General features: G+C 69.8%; 13 protein-coding genes and 3 pseudogenes. 11 read left to right on the top strand and 5 right to left on the bottom strand.

Going from position 1 to position 17,299, the window contains the following annotated elements; all coding sequences use genetic code 11:
• Window positions 1-15: 15 nt before the first annotated feature.
• Window positions 16-240, bottom strand: coding sequence for a hypothetical protein (locus SSP24_RS23575; RefSeq protein WP_141311680.1), 225 nt, complete (start codon window positions 238-240; stop codon window positions 16-18).
• Between the two features lie 434 nt (window positions 241-674).
• Window positions 675-1,124: a MarR family winged helix-turn-helix transcriptional regulator gene (locus SSP24_RS23580; RefSeq protein WP_229866285.1), complete on the bottom strand. Its 450-nt coding sequence runs from the start codon at window positions 1,122-1,124 to the stop codon at window positions 675-677.
• A gap of 85 nt (window positions 1,125-1,209) precedes the next feature.
• Here SSP24_RS23580 and SSP24_RS23585 point away from each other — a divergent pair, with 85 nt between their 5' ends.
• The 3 genes from SSP24_RS23585 to SSP24_RS23595 all read left to right on the top strand — a co-directional run bounded on the left by SSP24_RS23585 (window position 1,210) and on the right by SSP24_RS23595 (window position 3,410).
• Window positions 1,210-1,917 carry a hemerythrin domain-containing protein gene (locus tag SSP24_RS23585; RefSeq protein ID WP_141311681.1) on the top strand — a complete coding sequence of 236 codons (708 nt, stop codon included), beginning with the start codon at window positions 1,210-1,212 and terminating at the stop codon, window positions 1,915-1,917.
• A gap of 240 nt (window positions 1,918-2,157) precedes the next feature.
• Complete coding sequence (locus SSP24_RS23590) at window positions 2,158-2,871, top strand: hypothetical protein (RefSeq protein ID WP_141311682.1); 714 nt, start codon at window positions 2,158-2,160, stop codon at window positions 2,869-2,871.
• Window positions 2,868-3,410 (top strand): SixA phosphatase family protein, encoded by a 543-nt coding sequence (locus SSP24_RS23595; protein WP_141311683.1) that lies wholly within the window; start codon window positions 2,868-2,870, stop codon window positions 3,408-3,410. The genes SSP24_RS23590 and SSP24_RS23595 overlap by 4 nt, the downstream gene beginning before the upstream one ends.
• A gap of 108 nt (window positions 3,411-3,518) precedes the next feature.
• On the opposite strand, the gene SSP24_RS23600 is transcribed toward SSP24_RS23595, so the two are convergent.
• Both SSP24_RS23600 and SSP24_RS23605 read right to left on the bottom strand, forming a co-directional pair.
• The gene (locus SSP24_RS23600) at window positions 3,519-4,064 is read right to left on the bottom strand and encodes a hypothetical protein (protein ID WP_141311684.1); all 546 of its coding nucleotides are present in this window, start codon (window positions 4,062-4,064) and stop codon (window positions 3,519-3,521) included.
• Between the two features lie 197 nt (window positions 4,065-4,261).
• Window positions 4,262-5,484, bottom strand: a pseudogene (locus SSP24_RS23605) (IS110 family RNA-guided transposase).
• A gap of 598 nt (window positions 5,485-6,082) precedes the next feature.
• Here SSP24_RS23605 and SSP24_RS23610 point away from each other — a divergent pair.
• The 7 genes from SSP24_RS23610 to SSP24_RS23640 all read left to right on the top strand — a co-directional run bounded on the left by SSP24_RS23610 (window position 6,083) and on the right by SSP24_RS23640 (window position 15,539).
• The gene (locus tag SSP24_RS23610; protein WP_141311685.1) at window positions 6,083-6,709 is read left to right on the top strand and encodes a YigZ family protein; all 627 of its coding nucleotides are present in this window, start codon (window positions 6,083-6,085) and stop codon (window positions 6,707-6,709) included.
• Window positions 6,710-6,835: 126 nt separating this feature from the next.
• Window positions 6,836-7,999, top strand: coding sequence for an exonuclease SbcCD subunit D (locus tag SSP24_RS23615; protein WP_141311686.1), 1,164 nt, complete (start codon window positions 6,836-6,838; stop codon window positions 7,997-7,999).
• The gene (locus SSP24_RS23620) at window positions 7,996-10,980 is read left to right on the top strand and encodes an AAA family ATPase (protein ID WP_141311687.1); all 2,985 of its coding nucleotides are present in this window, start codon (window positions 7,996-7,998) and stop codon (window positions 10,978-10,980) included. Before SSP24_RS23615 ends, SSP24_RS23620 begins: the two co-directional genes overlap by 4 nt.
• Window positions 10,981-11,789: 809 nt before the next feature.
• Entirely contained in the window at window positions 11,790-12,977 is a 1,188-nt protein-coding gene (locus tag SSP24_RS23625) for a hypothetical protein (RefSeq protein ID WP_229866283.1), read from the top strand.
• A gap of 347 nt (window positions 12,978-13,324) precedes the next feature.
• A complete protein-coding gene (locus SSP24_RS23630; protein WP_229866273.1) occupies window positions 13,325-14,245 on the top strand; it encodes a NucA/NucB deoxyribonuclease domain-containing protein in 921 nt (306 codons plus the stop codon).
• Between the two features lie 19 nt (window positions 14,246-14,264).
• Entirely contained in the window at window positions 14,265-14,789 is a 525-nt protein-coding gene (locus SSP24_RS23635; RefSeq protein ID WP_141311688.1) for a hypothetical protein, read from the top strand.
• A 444-nt stretch (window positions 14,790-15,233) separates the two neighbouring features.
• Window positions 15,234-15,539 carry a hypothetical protein gene (locus tag SSP24_RS23640; protein WP_141311689.1) on the top strand — a complete coding sequence of 102 codons (306 nt, stop codon included), beginning with the start codon at window positions 15,234-15,236 and terminating at the stop codon, window positions 15,537-15,539.
• Between the two features lie 230 nt (window positions 15,540-15,769).
• Here the strand turns inward: SSP24_RS23640 and SSP24_RS23645 are convergent.
• A pseudogene (locus tag SSP24_RS23645) lies at window positions 15,770-16,039 on the bottom strand (transposase); the annotation flags it as partial.
• Window position 16,040: 1 nt separating this feature from the next.
• On the opposite strand from SSP24_RS23645, the pseudogene SSP24_RS44250 reads away from it, so the two are divergent.
• Window positions 16,041-16,955, top strand: a pseudogene (locus tag SSP24_RS44250) (transposase); the annotation flags it as partial.
• Between the last annotated feature and the right edge of the window lie 344 nt (window positions 16,956-17,299).

Consider the following 17,299-nt stretch of genomic DNA (forward strand, 5'->3'; position numbering starts at 1 on the left):
GCGCCGGGGAGCTTGTCATGTCGGCGACCCGGCGGCTGCTCCGCCCGGCTCCGACTCGATGGCGCAGCACAGAAGGCCCAGCAGAAGCATGGCCATGGGAAGCAGGAACAGACCGCTCATGGCACAGCCCAGGGCCGCGCCGGCGCCGCTGGCGGCGGAGAAGCCGCGGCTGCGGAACAGCCGCAGGGGGAGCAGCGGCTCGCGGCGATTGCGGCACTGCCAGAAGACGAAACCAGCCATGGCCACCAGGCCGAGGGCGAGGATCCGGGTATCGCCACGTTCACGACCGTGGCGTCCAGCCCGATCATGAAGACGCTCACGCACAGCGCGCACAGAGCCGCCCAGGGGCCGCGATCGGATCGTTCGGGTCGTGCGGGAGAGCTACTGCGATGAAGAAGCTGCTGCAAAGCGGGTCGTGTCCTTCGTACGTCCCGCCCGGCCGTACGCGGGACCACGACGAACCGAAGCAGGGAACGGAAGCCCATCAAGGGCGATGACGTTGACAGTCGCTTCGATCCGCATCGCGGTACTCCCGATCTCGGTTGCAGGACGACGGGCGCTCTGAATCCCGTCTCGAATCCCGTCCCCTCTGATCATCCCGCCCGCGAGACGCCCGGGATCAGCCGATCGGCCCCTTCATCGGATGAGGCGTCGGCGCGCCCGGCCGAGGTGGCTCAGCGCCTGCCGTCGACCTGTTCGTGGCGGTCCAGCTCTTGCAGCAGCCTGCGGAGGAGGGCTCGCGTCCTGCTGACCTCCTCGGAGTCGAGTGCCGAGAAGAGTTCGCGGTGCACTGCCGAGGCGCGTTGCGTGAGGGCGGCGAGCACTTCGTGGCCGCGAGGGGTGAGGGTCAGCAGCGGGGAGCCCCGGTGGTCGGGGTTGGCCTCGTAGGTGGCGTGTCCCAGGTTCACGAGGTCGTTGGCGACGCGCTGTACGTTCTGCCGGCTGACCCCCAGGCGGCGGGCGGCCTGCGGCACGGTGAGGGCCGTTTCGGAGACCACGCTCAGGACCTGCCAGCGGGCCTGGGTGAGCCCTTCGGCCTGTGCGGTGTGCTCGCCCAGGCGGCGCAGGGCGCCCGCCGCCTCGAACACGTCGGCCACGAGCAGGGCCATTGCATCGGACATCATCTGGGCTCCATTGACAACATATTGTCTGTATGTGAATCTGTTGTCAGTCTAGTCCAAGGAATCCCTGATGAGGAGCAGTGCAGACATGCCTAGGGTCGATTTGTACAGGAATGTTCACATGGGACAACGGGAGTGGCTCTTCGCTCTCGCCGTCGATGTCGGCGCCGCCGACCTCGCGCAACCGGACTGTGCCGAGCGCATCGCGGAGGGCTGCCTGGCCATGACGCAGGAGCTCCGTGAGCACGCCGACCACGAGGACGCCTACATCCACCCGCTGCTGCGGGAGAGGGCGGCCGAAGCCGCCGAGGCGCTGGACGCCGAGCACCTGCGCCTCGATGCGGCGCTCACCGCGCTGGACGAGCGGGCGCGCCGGCTGCCGAAGATCCCGGCCGACGCGCTGCCCGATGCACGGCACGGCCTCTACCTGGCCGTGAACGAGCTGATCAGCGCCTACCTCGCCCATCTGCATGCGGAGGAGACGGTGGCGATGCCCGCTCTGTGGCAGACGTGCACCGACGACGAACTCGGTGCCGTCTTCGGCGCCTTCAAGGCATCCCGCACTCCGGAGGAGAGCCTTACCGACCTCCGCCGAATGCTGCCGTCCCTCCCGCCCGCCGACCGCGCCGCCATCGTGCGGGCAACGCTCGCCGCCGGACCGGACGACGAGGCAGGAGGCACTCTCGCGGCCCTCTCCACGACACTCAGCCCTCGCCAGCGCAGCCGGCTCTACGAGGATCTCGGAGTGCCGGAGACATGGGCCGTGCGCGAGACCGTACAGGGACAGGACCGCTGAGGGCCTCTCCGGCGACAGCGAATGACGAAGGAAACCTGAAGCGCCAGGCGGCCCTCTGACGGCCGCGGGGACACCCGAGTTGGAGAGGGAGGCCGACGGCACCTCGGCGACCGTGGACAAGGACGGTTACGCATGATCTGATCGACGATGACCTGCTGGGGTGTGCGCCTTCGGTTCTCCGGCGTGCTGTCCGGAAACGCGTGTCGTGCGTACGGCCGTCCGCAGGCCTACGCTCGCTGCGTGCTGCGCATCATCGACGCCCGGACCGGAGAACCCGTCGACGCGTCCACGACCCGCCGGGGACTGACCTGTGTCGAGGCCCATGTGCCCGCCCTCGGTCCCACCGCCCTGCGCGTCCTGCTGGTCGCCGACGTGCTGGTCCGCGCCCTGGAACTGGGCGGTACGCCGGTCCTCGGGGTGCTGTCCGGCGACCGGGACCAGGCAGAACTCCGGACGGCCGCCGCGGCCCTCGGCATCCGGCCCTTCGAGGACGTGGGGGCCGGGCTCGGGGAGCGGCACGTCATCCATGTGGTGGAGGAGGGCGGCGCGAAACCGGACGGGGTGCGCGTCGCGGTCGCGCCCGTGGCGGAGGGGCGCGGGATGCCCGTGGGTGACGATCCGGCCGTGCTGCGGCTGGCCCTGCTCTCCCGGCGCCGCAGCGATCCCGTGCGGCTCGACGACACGGTCCTGGGGGAGGCCCGTGACACGCTCGCGCGCTGGCGGCGGGTCGTCGCCGACTGGGCGCGGCATCCGTCGCGGCCGGTCCCCGACGAGGTGCGCGGACAGCTCCGTACCGCCTGGGAGGACGACCTGGACGTGCCCTCGGTGCTGCGCGTCCTGCACCGCGTGGAGAGCGAACCGGACCTGCCGAACGGCGCCCGCTTCGAGACGTACGCCTATGCGGACCGGCTGCTCGGGCTCGACCTGACCCGCGACCTGGGAGCCCCGGCATGATCTCGCGCGCGGGATCGGGCCCGCTGCGCCGCCTGGTCGTGCTGCGGCACGCCAAGTCCGCCTGGCCGCCGGACGTCGCCGATCACGAGCGCCCGCTCGCGCCCCGGGGCCGCCGGGACGCGCCGGCCGCCGGTCGCGCGCTCGCCGAGTCCGACTGCCTGCCGGACCTCGCCCTGTGCTCCACCGCCGTACGCGCCCGCCAGACCTGGCAACTGGCGTCCGCCCAGTGGGGCACCCCGCCGCCGGTACGGCACGACCCACGGCTGTACGCGGCCGACGTACCCGACCTGCTGGCCGCCGTGCAGGCGGTGGCGCCCGAGATCCGGACACTGCTCCTCGTGGGCCACAACCCCGGCCTGGAGGAGCTGGTCCTGGGGCTCGCCGGGGACGGCCTCGGTGACACGCTGGACCGAGTGCGGACGAAGTTCCCCACCTCGGCGATCGCCGTGCTGGCCTGGTACGGGAGCGGCTGGGACGCGCTGCGGCCCGGGGTGGCGCTGCTGACGGACGTGCTGGTGCCCCGAGGGAAGAAGAAGTAGGGGAGCCTCTTGCGGGGAGGGCGCCTGGGGGAGGGCTCCTGGGAGGCGGCTTTCGCCCGTCGCGGGGCACGCGCGCGGAGCGCATAGACACCTCACGTTGCTATGCCGTCAAGTGGGGCGGGCGTCGCGTCCGAATGTTGAGTCGGCGTCTTGTTCCTGGTTCTCATCCACGTCCCCGCAACAAGACGCTTCCCAGCTCCCTCCTGGCCTGCGAAGATCATGAGTGTGTCCGCATCCAACCCTCATCCATTCTCTGCGGTGGACGAACCCGTCCTGGCTGTGCGGGACGAGCGGCGTGATCTGCTGGCCGTGGCGGGCAGGAGCGTATATGGCGTCCCGGCCCCAGTAGCGGTCTATGGAACGTCTGATCTGGGCTGCCGCCTCCTCGTTCACTCGCGCTTCCCTGTTCATGCGATGGCCTTCCACCCCGCGCTCCCACTGCTGGCAGTGGGCACCGGCCGATACGACGGCGGCTACTTCTTCGAAGGGGAACTGCTGCTCTTGCATCTCGAGACCGGTGAGACTCGATCGCTCATCGAACACGAGAATGGGCGCCAGGTCTTGGAGCTGGAGTGGGTCGACGAAGAGGCCCTGCGGATCCTCATGGCCCCGCCCGATGACTGGCAGGACGAACGAGCCCGTGTGGAGGGTCACGTCACGGTGGTGCACCGAGGCGACTGGGCCGCGGTCCCGGCCCGCTCGCTTACCGGCGTCGATCTGGCTGGCCCGAGGGTGCCGGCCTCGCGTCCTGACGGCCGCCAGGCAGCCAGGCAGCCAGGCAAATGCTTGCCGAACTCAGCAGGATCTGGCGAGTTAAGAGCGCCGATCACCCGGCGGATCTGTAAGAGTCATCACGCCGCTTCGGCGAGCTCGGCGGGGAACCCAGTGTGCTCGTCGAACAGCTGGCGGTGCTGGAGGCAGTGGTAGAGCTGGCCGATCATGCGGTTGAAGAGGTTGCGCTGGGCGGCGGCATGCCAGTCACCGATCTCGCGGCGGCGCCGGTAGTGAGCGTCGGCTCCGGGTGAGTGGCGAAGGGCGGCGAAGGCCCAGAGGTAGCCGGCGTGGTTTAGCCGGTCGTTCTTCACCCATCGGCGGGTGATAGACGACTTCTTCCCGGAGGCCCTGGTGATCGGAGAGGAGCCGGCGTATGCCTTCAGGCCGCGGCGTCCGCGAAGCGGGTGCGGTCGTCCCCGATCTCAGCCAGGATCCGGGCGGCGAGTTGGGTGCCGAGCCCGGGGAAGCTCAGCAAGATCTCGGCGTCCGAGTGCTGAGGGAATGCCTCCTCCACCGCCTCAGCGAGCTGGTCGGCGGCGGTGCAAGCGGCTTCCATGATGAGGAGGGCGAGCATCTGCTTGCCGAGTGCGTCCTCGATCAGCGGCGGCTGGTGGACCCACTCAGCGCGGAAGACGTCGCGGAGACGTTCGATCTCCGCTTCGATACCGCGCTTGCGGCCGGCCCGCTTGAGCGCGGCCTGGAGCTGTGTCCGGGTCAGCCGTGCGGCTCGTGATGGGGTCGGGGCGGCCTTGAGGAGTTCACGGGCCTCGGGGCGGCACAGGCCGTTGGCCCAGACGGCGAAGGCTTCCAGGGCGGCCGGGTAGTACTCGCGCAGCAGGGAGCGGAGCTGGTTGGCGATCTGCTGCCGGTTCCACAGAGCGTACTGCTGGGCGCGGGCCAGGACGGCGATGGCACGACCGAGGTCGCTGTCGCCCGGCAGGGGCCGGTGGGCATGCATGTCGGTGCGCAGGATGTTCGCCAGGACGAGGGCGTCGCCGGGGTCGGCCCTCTTGCGCGAGACGGAGTGGCGGTCACGGTAGCGGGCGGCCGCCATCGGGTTGATCGCGAACACCTTCCGCGTCCCGGTCCGCAGCATGGCAACGAGCAGGCCGCGGGATGTCTCGATAGCCACCGGGATCGGGTTCTCCTCGGTGTCGCCGTACTCGGCGAGCAGCTCGAACAGGACCTTGTAGCCGGCCACGTCGTCGGTGATGTGCCGCTTGGCCACCAACGTGCCGGTGTCGTCGACCAGGGCGACGTCGTGGGTACGTTCCGCCCAGTCGATTCCGCAGTAGATCAAAGTGTTCCCTCCCCTATGCGCTGGGTGTTTGCGCTGGTCACGAGCGCATGTGGGCCACGCGAGTGACCTAATCCCAGGCCTCGACCGCAGCAGGGTCGGGCCGACACCTCACTAGCGGTTCGTGGCACCAGCGCACCCCACGGGCCCCGGTCTGAGCGGGAGCTCGAACGGCTCGGGCGTATCAAGGGGTCACCGTGCGGCGGGCTCGCACCACCAACGCCAACGAGTGATCAAGTGGCGGGTGTTGACGTTCGGCGGTGCCGGGCGGCATCAGGTCTCAGCTTGGGTCTCGCGGACCGTGCAGGCTTCAGATGTCCGTCCGGCGCCAGCGGGCGCCAACACCCCTGCGGTGTGGTGGCGGCCACGAAGACGCCGAACAGCGCTCGCTCTGGGTCGAGGCATCATGGCCGGGGACCTCAGTAGGCGTCCGCCCGGCGTCCACGCAACCGTCACCACACCGAGCACTGGGACCGCGCGCCGCTCTATGCGGAGATCTCAGGAGACCCGGCTGGCCGGAGGAGTCGCCGCCCAGTGCTCGAACATCACGAGGAGCTGCTGCTCCATCGGGACGTCATTGACTACGGATTAGGCTGGCCGGATGCAGGACGAGTACCGCACGGTCGCCCGCGCGGGTGTGCACGAAACCGAGGTCAACCGCTCGCGCTTCCTGTGCGCCCTCGCCCCGGCCGCCACTGAGCAGGAGGCCCAGGCCTTCATCGCCGCCGTGCGCAAGGAGCACGCCGACGCCACGCACAACTGCTGGGCGTACGTCATCGGCGCCGACGCCGCGATCCAGAAGGCGAGCGACGACGGCGAACCGGGCGGCACCGCCGGAGTCCCCATGCTCCAGATGCTGCTGCGCCGCGACATGCGGTACGTCGTCGCCGTCGTCACCCGCTACTACGGCGGGGTCAAGCTCGGCGCGGGCGGGCTCATCCGCGCGTACGGCGGAGCGGTCGGCGAGGCCCTCGACGCCCTCGGCACCCTCACCCGGCGCCGCTTCCGGCTGGCCACGGTGACCGTCGACCACCAGCGCGCGGGCAAGGTCCAGAACGATCTGCGGGCCACCGGGCGCGAGGTGCGGGACGTGCGCTACGGGGAGGCGGTCACGATCGAGATCGGGCTGCCGGACGCCGACGTGGAGGCGTTTCGGGCATGGCTCGCGAACGTCACCGCGGGGGCGGCGGGGTTCCAGTTGGGTGGCGAGGCGTACGGGGACGCCTAGTTCGGGGGATTTTCTACAGTAAACGGGGTCAAATGCCCGTAATGGACATGCTCTGAGCCGGTCATGACGGGGCGATACAGGAGTAACCGCCCGTGGTGTCAGACCCGGCCGTTAGTCTCGGGGATCATGAGACTGCTGCACACTTCCGACTGGCATCTCGGCCGGGCGTTCCACCGGGTGAGCATGCTCGGCGCCCAGGCCGAGTTCATCGGCCACCTCGTCACGATCGTGCGCGAGCGCGATGTCGACGCGGTGGTCGTGTCGGGGGATGTGTACGACCGGGCGGTGCCGCCGCTGGCCGCGGTGGAGCTGTTCGACGACGCCCTGCACCGGCTCGCCGACCTCGGTGTGCCGACGGTGATGATCTCCGGGAACCACGACTCGGCCCGCCGTCTCGGGGTCGGCGCCGGGCTGATCGGGCGGGCGGGCATCCATCTGCGCACCGAGCCGTCGGCGTGCGGCACACCGGTGGTGCTGCAGGACGCGTTCGGTGACGTGGCGTTCTACGGGCTGCCGTATCTGGAACCCGCCCTGGTGAAGGACGAGTTCGGGGTGGAGAAGGCCGGTCATGAGGCGGTGCTCGCCGCCGCCATGGAGCGGGTGCGGGCCGACCTCGCGGCACGCGCGCGTGGCACCCGGTCCGTCGTCCTCGCGCACGCCTTCGTCACCGGCGGCGAGGCCAGCGACAGCGAGCGCGACATCACCGTCGGCGGGGTGGCGGCAGTGCCGTCCGGTGTCTTCGACGGCGTGGACTATGTGGCGCTCGGGCATCTGCACGGCTGTCAGACCATCACCGAGCGCGTGCGGTACTCGGGGTCCCCACTCGCGTACTCCTTCTCGGAGGCCGGGCACCGCAAGAGCATGTGGCTCGTCGACCTCGACGCCGACGGGGCCGTCACCGCCGAGCGCGTCGACTGCCCCGTGCCGCGGCCGCTGGCCCGGATCCGGGGGCCGCTGGAGGAACTGCTCGCCGATCCCGCGCTCGCTCGGCACGAGGAGGCGTGGGTCGAGGCGACCCTCACCGACCCGGTCCGCCCGGCCGATCCCATGGCCCGCTTCATCGAACGCTTCCCGCACACCCTCAGCCTCGTCTTCGCCCCCGAGCGGGCCCCTGACGAGCCCGAGGTGTCGTACGCCAGCCGTCTCGCGGACCGCAGCGACCAGGAGATCGCCGAGGACTTCGTGGCACACGTGCGCGGAGCCGGGCCCGACGAGCACGAACAGGCCGTGCTGAGGGACGCGTTCGACGCCGTGCGCGCGGACCAGACCCTGCGGGAGGTGGCCCGGTGAGGCTGCACCGGCTCGACATCACCGCCTTCGGTCCCTTCGGCGGCTGCCAGAGCGTCGACTTCGACGAGCTGTCCGCCGCGGGACTCTTCCTGCTGCACGGACCGACCGGCGCGGGCAAGACGTCCGTCCTGGACGCCGTGTGCTACGCCCTCTACGGCTCCGTACCGGGCGCCCGGCAGAACGGCCAGGGCACCGCCCTGCGCAGCGACCACGCCGCATCCGGCGCGCGCACCTCCGTCACGCTCGAACTGACCGTCGCCGGACGCCGGTTGGAGATCACGCGCCAGCCGCCCTGGGAACGCCCCAAGAAGCGCGGCACGGGCACCACCCTCGACAAGGCGCAGACGTGGCTGCGCGAGTACGACGCCGGCTCGTGGAAGGACCTCAGCCGCTCCCACCAGGAGATCGGCGAGGAGATCACGCAACTGCTCGGCATGAGCCGGGAGCAGTTCTGCCAGGTCGTCCTGCTGCCGCAGGGCGAATTCGCCCGCTTTCTGCGCGCCGACGCCGAGGCGCGTGGCCGACTGCTGGGCCGCCTGTTCGACACCCACCGGTTCGCGGAGGTCGAGAAACGGCTCGCCGAGCGCCGCCGCGCCACCGAGGCGGGCGTGCGCGACGGGGACGCGGAGCTGCTGGCCGACGCCCATCGCATGCAGCAGGCGGCGGGCAGCGCGATGGAGTTGCCCGAGCTGGCGCCCGGTGATCCGGGGCTGGCCGAGGCCGTGCTGACCGCCGCCGCCGTCGCCCGGAGCACCGCGCGGGAACAGCTGACGGTCGCCCGCTGCCGCCTTGCTGCCGCCGAGTCCGCCCAGGCTGCGGCCGACCGCGTCCTGGACGACGTACGCGAAGTGGCCCGGCTGCGGCGGCGGTTCGCGGACGCGCAGGATCGGGCCCGGCTGCTGGAGGAGGGCGGCGACGCCCATCGGGCGGACCGGCAGCGCATGGACCGGGCCCGGAAGGCCGAGGCGGTCGCGCCCGCGCTGGAGCTGCGGGAGTCGGCCGAGGCCGAGCACCGTGCGGCGGCCGGGGCGGAGGTACGCGCGCGTGCCGCGCTGCCGGCGAGCTTCGCCGAGGCGGGCGCGGCCGGGCTCGCGGCCGCCGCGCGCCGGACCGCCGAGGAGCTGGGCGGGCTGGACTCCGCCCGCCGGGCCGAGCGGCGGCTGGCCGACGTCCGCGCGGAGCGCGCCGACCTGGACCGGCAGGAGCGCGCGGACGAGGAGGTGCTGCACGAGGCCGAGGTCTGGCTCGCCGGATGGGAGGCGACCCGGGCCGGGCTCCAGGACCGCATCGACGCCGCCCAGGAAGCCGCCTCCCAGGCAGAGCAACTCGCCGTGCGCCGTGAGCCGGTGCAGAAGAGGCTCGGCGCCGCGCGGATGCGCGACCAGCTGGCCGGGGACACCGAGCAGGCCCAGAAGCAGGCCCTCGCCTCGGGCGAGCGCGCGCTCCAGGCACGTGCGCACTGGCTCGACCTGAAGGAACAGCGCCTGAACGGCATCGCCGCCGAACTGGCCGCAGGGCTCCAGGACGGCGAACCCTGTGCCGTCTGCGGCGCCACCGAACACCCGGCCCCCGCGCGGAAGGTCGCCGGACACGTCGACCGGGAGGCCGAGGAGCGTGCACTCGCCGCCTACCAGCGCGCGGAGGAGGCGCACGCCGAGAACGAGCGCCGTCTGGGCGTCGTACGAGAGGCGCTGGCCGCCGCGACCGCCGAGGCGGGCGACACTCCGACCGGCCAACTGGTCGAAGAAGAAGGTGAGTTGGAGCGGCTGCACGCGCAGGCGCGGCGGCAGGCGTCCGGGCTGCATGCCGCGCGCGAGGAGCTGCGCCGGGCCGAGCAGGAGCACGAGCGCAGGACCGCCGCGCGCCGGGAGGCCGAGCTCAGGGCGGCGTCCCGGCTGGCCCGCCGTGAGGCCCTGGACCGGGAGAGGACCTCCCTGGAAGGGGAGTTGGCGCAGGCGCGGGGCTCCTCCGGCAGCGTGGCCGCGCGGGCCGCCGAGCTTGAAGACCGGGTCGCGCGGCTCACCGAGGCGGCAGAGTCCGCGCGGCACGCCGAGGACACCGCCCAGCGCCTCAAGGACGCCGACGCCCGCCTCGCCGACGCCGCCTTCCGTGCCGGTTTCGACACACCGCAGGCCGCGGCCGCCGCCTTGCTGGACGCCGCCGCCCACCGTGAGCTGCAACGACGGCTGGACGCCCGGCAGGCCGAGGAAGCCGCCGTACGGGCCGTCCTCGCCGAGGCCGACACCGCGGCCGCCGCCCAGCGGCCGCCCGCCGACCTCGCCGCCGCCGAGGAGGCCGCTGCGGCCGCCGAACAGCGGGTGCGCGACGCCGCCTCCGCCTGCGATGCCGCCACCCGCCGCTGTGCCGAACTCGACCGGCTCTCCGCACGGGCCGCCGCCGGGGTACGACGGCTGGCGCCGCTGCGCGAGGAGTACGACCGGGTGGCCCGGCTGGCCGCGCTCGCCGCCGGCACCTCCGCAGAGAACGAACGCCGGATGCGGCTGGAGTCGTACGTCCTCGCGGCCCGCCTGGAGCAGGTGGCGGCCGCCGCGACCGTACGGCTGCAGCGGATGTCGTCCGGCCGCTACACCCTCGTCCACTCCGACGACCGGTCCGGGCGCGGGCGCAGCGGCCTCGGGCTGCATGTCGTCGACGCCTGGACCGGGCGGGAGCGGGACACGTCGACGCTGTCGGGCGGCGAGACGTTCTTCGCCTCGCTCGCCCTCGCCCTCGGCCTCGCGGACGTCGTCACCGACGAGGCGGGCGGGGTGCGGCTGGACACCCTCTTCATCGACGAGGGCTTCGGCAGCCTCGACGACCAGACCCTGGACGAGGTGCTGGACGTGCTCGACGCACTGCGCGAGCGGGACCGCAGTGTCGGCATCGTGAGTCATGTGGCCGATCTGCGGCGGCGGATTCACGCGCAGTTGGAGGTGGTGAAGGGGAGATCGGGGTCGGTGCTGCGGCAGCTGGGGCACTGAGCGAGGGTCGCTGAAGGCTCGTGATCCTTCGTATGTCCGCCGGTACTGTTGAGGCCAGTCAGGAGGGATTTGTTCCCTGTCTTTCCCTCCCTTTCCTTGCCCTTCTGTCCCCCGCCTGTCCCCCGGACAGCCCCTCTCCCCGCCTCCGCACGTCAGGTCGTGCTGCTCTGGCTCACGTCACCGCGACCGCGGTACCCGGGGAATCACCGCAGACGCCGTACATCGATGGACCAGATCCTGCGTCCGTGCGTGGCTGCCTACCCCGCGAGCGGCTCCCGCACCGCGGGGAGGCCATCGTTCGCGTACCAGCAAGAAGTACCGTCGTTCACGACACCACTCACCGCATTGTTACCGGACAAACCGCAGGTGCGGCTGAATCTGTCGGCTACGCGCTAAGCGCATCCAGAGATGCGACCACGCCAGCGTCAGGGCGCACGTGTGCGCAGGCGATCGCGGACGTCCCGGGCGGCGTGTGTGGCGCGTTCTAGAAGGTGCTGACGTGGCGTGGGTAGAAGCTATCCGGGCCTGTGCATTCACTGTGACGGCGTGAACATGGATCACGCATCGAGATCGAGTCAACTCATCTTATTAACGGACAGGTTGGGAAAGGTGTGGCGGTGGGTTCCCCTGTGACCACTCTTGATCGTTCCTAGGGGGAACCTTGTCGCAGTTTGCGCGCGAGATTCTTGGCCTCGACGTGCGCCGGGGTCACTGCACTCACCGTTCTCGGCACCGCCCCGTCGGCGAGTGCCGCCGCACCCAAGGAAGCCTGCGCCGGCCTCTACAACGCCCCAATCACCTTTTGGGCGATGACATGCAGTCAGCCGAGCGAGCCGATGATCGGCGGCTTCGCCACCCGGCGCAACATACCGATCGCTTATGATCAGGTCGACACAGGGTCGGCGACCGTGCAGGTGGCCAACTACCTGCGTGTCAGCCCGAATACGTCGAGCAGTCCGCTGGCGCCCAACATCGAGATCGGCCTGTACGCGGAGAAGACGGGGAAGACGACCCACACCTACGGGCCGCGCTGGTCGGAGCTGACCACCAGCGGTGGTCGCACGACAGCCATCAAGGTCGGGGTCAACCCGACCAAGCCTGACAAGCGCGACCACACCTATATGACCGTCCGCCAGGACAGCGGCAACCAGTGGGACGTGCTCTACGACTTCAACAAAGTCGGAGCCACCACCAAACAGCTCAAGGTTGTCGGCGGCAACACCAACCGCATCGACGTTGGCCTTGAGGTGATGGGGCCGAAGTACATCAATGTCCCCTCGATCGCGAACCGCATGCAGTTCATGACCGGAAACAAGGTGTGGCAGCAGGTGGCGATGGGCAATGTGGCCAAGTCCGTCACACTCCCCGTGTGCAGCGCGAGCCACAAGTCACCGAACTGCTTCACCACCAAGCTGACCGACAACAGCAAGTTCACCCAGTGGACGGTGAGCAAGCCGCGTCGGCAGGCCGCCGCCGCTGCTTCCCCGGCTGCCGCGCTGGCTGCCCCGACGCAGGGCCGGGACGCAGCCGCGGCCGGCCTGCCCGCCACATTCAACGGCGTGGACCAGCAGGCTCTGCAAGCCTGCCTGGAGACCGACCCCGACAGCTGCCTGGCCACCGTGCCTGGCCTGTCGGAATGCGTGGTCACCGTACGGGTCTGCAACGCCGCCGCTCTGCCGTTCGGTGGGGCATCAGGGGACGCTGCAGCCGGCGCGGACGTATCGGCCGCCGACATCCGGGCCCGGGCCGCAGCCGCCTTCGACGTCCCCGCCGACGCCCTCGCTGTCGAGCCGCCCGCGTCCCCCGCTGCGTTGAAGGCTCACCCGAACACGGCCGACAGCAGCAACGCCGACGCCGCCTGGACCGTGACCTCCAGGAGCTCAACCCCCGGGCTGCAGCGCACCGACCGCCGCTTCGACGGGTTCACCGCCCGCTACTCCGGACACACCGGCGCACTGCTGGAGGCGTGCTGGGGAGACCTCTGCGATGCCTCGTGATCATCAGGTGTCGCAGCGCCCCGCCGCTTCCGCACGCCCGTAAGGAGCCCACTGGTGAACATACGCACCGCACTCATACGCCTCGCCCGCGCCACCGCCACCACGGCCGCTCTGACCCTGCTCACCGCGGCCACCACCACCGCCACCCACGCCACCTCGACCACGAACGACCCGGCTCCCAAGGGCACGGTGTTCGTCGACGCTGCCTCCCTCCCCGCCGACGAACTGCGCGGCCTCGACCAGCCCATCCAGTACGCCGAATACGCCCGATCCCACGGATCGAAGTCCGTGGCACGGCAGGCGGCGGTCGACCCCGCTCCCGGCGACCAACAGGATCTGCGCCAGCAGTGTTCGACCTGGTCCTGCGTGACGTCAGAGGCACCACCACGCTCGGCCGCCTCTGGTTCGACCAATGGATCCTCGGCTTCGCCTACGACGGCAGCCGCCGCGTCGACTACGTCTCCAGCATCGAGAACATACGCGTCCAGCCGATACCCACCGAAGATGCCAAGAAATGGCGGATCGGCCAGCACTTCCACCACAACATCAACGCATCCAGCAGCGACCCGGACCCCAAGGTGACCGCGCCGCAGACCATGAACCGGGACGAACTGCTCGGCGTGTGGGACACCAAGCCCCACTGGACCCTCACCTACACCTCCCCGGACAAGGGCGCCCTGTTCGACCGGGGCAACCAGCAGCGCGTCTTCTCGACCGTCGCGATGGACATGAGTGCCAGCTCCCCCAACTCCGCCCCCTTCACCGGGGGTAGCAACGTCTACAACTCAAGCGTCCGCTACTACTACGCCGGAAACATCGCGGGCAAGCACAAGGGCACCGTCTTCACCAAGGCCCGGGTGGAACTCGTGATGAGCCAGAAAGACCCAGCAGTCAACGAAAGCGCCCTGCACATCTACGACGCCCTGAACCGCCCCGAGCGCACCTTCCCCTCCTGGCCCGGCAAGAGCATCCCCGGATCGAAGGAACCCCTGCGCCGAGTCGTCGATCCGGGCAGTATCGAAAAGAATCGGAAGAAGTCCATCAGCGAATGCAAGAAGGTCTGGGGGGACTACGCCGGCAGCGGCCTGGAGTGCGACGAGTACCCCTTCGCTTCCACCAAGGAAGGCTCCACCAAGGGCGACAATCGCTTCTCCGTCCGGCTGATCGACGGTAAGGACAACCGCAAGGGCGGAGAGCGCCTCAACGAGACGTACACCCTCAACCGCGTCCTGGACGGCGACCCCTTCTACGTGAAGATCACCAACTAGCAGGAAGGCACCACGCACCATGGCGCTTCTGGCCGAGCACAACGTCACCGCCACCCCCGGCCGCCGCGTGCTGGAGGTCTACGACGCTGACGCCTACCTCGGCGACGAAGCAGCCCTGGATGCCGCAGAGGTACAGGTGGTAGCCGGCAACGGCTACCACCTGTACCTCCTCAGCCTGCAACCGGACATGAAAGTCCAGGTGGCGATCCGCATCTGGGATACACCGCCGACGCCGCCCGCCGAGGCTGAAGGCCACACCGACGTCAGTCTCGAGTCCGAGACAGGCATCCTGGTCGTCGGCCAACTCGACCGCGGCCCCGCCGCCGAGATCACTCTGCCCCGCCCTGGCATCTACGAAGGCCACGCCTGGTGGCAGGGCCGCCAGGCAGCGGCCGACTACTACGACACCACCCTCGGCCAACTCACCGACGACTCCCCCGAAGACCAGCTCACCGAAGCCTGGAGCAACTGCCCGGTCACAGAACGCTACGTCCTCGATCTCGCCTACACCCGTGAACCTGAACCCATCGATGACGAAGATTAATAGGAGGGGCTCGCGCCGGTCGCTGGAGAGGCTCGCGCCCCACGGCCCGGCTGGCCGCGCACCTGTCGATCCCAAACATCGCGAACTCGCTGCTCAGGCTGCTGGGCAAGCTCCCGGACAAGAAGCTCGCCACGGCCCCGCGGGTCCTGGGCGCGTCTACGGGAGAATCCTGATGGACGTGGAGACTGGCGAGCGCGTGGTCCCGACGCCACGCAGGTCGCAGACAGGTTTCATCTGTGGAAGGTTCTCTGCACTTCACCCCGTTGGGTGACGCATCCGTGAGGAAGGCCAGATCACGGGAGAGCAAGCGTCAGATGGCCCCGCTTGTGAGCTGAGACAGAAGACCGCCCAGATCTTCACGGGCGCTTCTCCGACGACCCGGATGGTCTTCTGCAGGTCGAGCTTTGCCGTGGACGTGGTCGCTGGCTCAGACCATGCGATGCCATGAACAGCCGCGTCGAGTTCGTCTGCAGCTTGGCTGAGTCGGCCGGCTTGACGTTGCCCGCAAACGGAGGCGAGCGATCGGAGCCAGAACTGCGCTTCAACCAAGTCGTCGAACATCTCCCGCATGTGATCCTCGCTGAGGACACCAACGAGTCGCCTGCCTTTGACAGCGAACTCCGACCTGCGGTTGGACGCTCTCAGCAGGTATCGGAACGCGCCGTCATAAAAGGGCGTTTTGTCCTGCCAGGGCTGTTTGGTAAGGCGGCGGTTCAAGGGACACGATCGCTTTCGAGTGGCCGCCCGTGAGGTTCAATGCGGGTATGGGGAATGCTCTGTGGGACCGACTCTCTGTCGAGGTGCAGGCGGAGGTGGACCGCCTCGTTTCGGCCGGGCGGAATGTGCAGGCCATTGCTGTGATGCGTGAGCGTGTTGGTCTGCCGACGCCGGGTCTGCATGAGTGTGTTGATCTGGTCGATCAGCGATTCAGCGTGTTGCGGCAGGGGTCGGCGAACTCGTGATGATGCCCTGCGCGGTGGTCATGCGTCGCGCCAGTTCGGGGTCGATTCGCGAGTGAGCCGGCGGCTTATGAGGTCGATCATCGCCACCTTGATCATGGCTTCGGAGCGGTGGGGATGGGCCTCGTAGTCGCGGGCGAGGCGGCGGTGGTGCATAAGCCAGCCGAAGGTCCGCTCGACGACCCAGCGCCGCGGAATCACCTTGAAGCCCTTCTGGGCAGGGTCACGGTGGGTGACTTCGACGTCGATGCCGAGGCGGGCACCGTGGTCGATGACCTTGGTGCGGTAGCATCCCGAGGTCCTGGTCGTGCTGGACGCCGGATACGACGCACCCCGCATCGCTCACCTGCTGAGCGACCTGCCCGTCGAGATCCTCGGCCGCCTGCGTTCCGGCCGCGTCATGCGGCAGCCGACACCGCCGCGGGTCTATGACCCCAAGGGCGGCTGACCGCCCAAGCACGGCGATGAGTTCGTCTTCGGCACCCCCGCCACCTGGGGCACCGAGCAGGCCGTGACCGTCACCGACACCCGCCTCTACGGGAAGGCGACCGCGCAGGCGTGGGACCGGCTGCACCCGCGGCTGACCCGGCGGGCAGCCTGGCTCGATCACGACGGGCCGCTGCCCATCATCGAGGGAACCGTCATCCGCCTGGTCGTGGAGAAACTGCCCAGCGGCGGGGTGAACAAGCCGGTCTGACTGTGGTGGTCGGGCACTTCCGCCACCGCCGGAGACGTGGACCGCTGCTGGCAGTCCTTCCTCCGTCGTTTCGACTTGGAGCACACGTTTCGCCTGTTCAAGCAGACACTTGGGTGGACCAAGCCCCGGCTCCGCAGCTCAGAGGCGGCCGACAGGTGGACGTGGCTGGTGATCGCTGCCTATGCCCAGCTCCGGCTCGCCCGGCCACTGGCCACCGACCTCTGGCGCCCCTGGGAGAAGCCGACCGAGCCGAACAGGCTTACACCCTCCCGTGTTCGCAGGGGGTTCAGGAACCTGTGCACGAAGACCGGCTCTCCGCCCGGTGCGCCGAAACCGTCTCGTCCCGGACCCGGCCGGCCACCGGGTTCGAAGAACCGCCGCCCAGCCACCCGTCATGACGTGGGCAGAGTCCTCGCGACCGGCGAGGCGCACACCCCACCCGCCCACCACAAGAAGGGCACCAAACCCCGTCGCACAAGCAGCACTGACACCGTTGGCAGAGCCCCGTAGTCTGCTCTGACTAGAACGGCGTGCTCTTGGCGGGGGACTCTTATGACACGCGGCGGCAGGTCCGGCACGGATATCGGCGGCGGCCACATAGGACTGGTCATCACGATCATTGCCCTGGTCGTCATTGCCAGTTTCTCCGCCCTGGCTGGACTTTGATCACCGCGGGCTGCTTCACCGCCTGGTTCATCCTCGCGCTGACCGTCATCCGTATCAGGGGCGGACGCGGCGGAGAAGCCGTTCGACGGGCTTACGTCGCCACTTTTGGCTGGGGCGACTACGTCACTCCTTGATGGGGTTAAACGACAAGTTCCGAGCCTGTTTCCGAACCCCCGAGTACGTTCCCC

The organism is Streptomyces spinoverrucosus (assembly GCF_006539505.1).
GTDB classification, from domain to species: Bacteria; Actinomycetota; Actinomycetes; order Streptomycetales; family Streptomycetaceae; genus Streptomyces; species Streptomyces spinoverrucosus.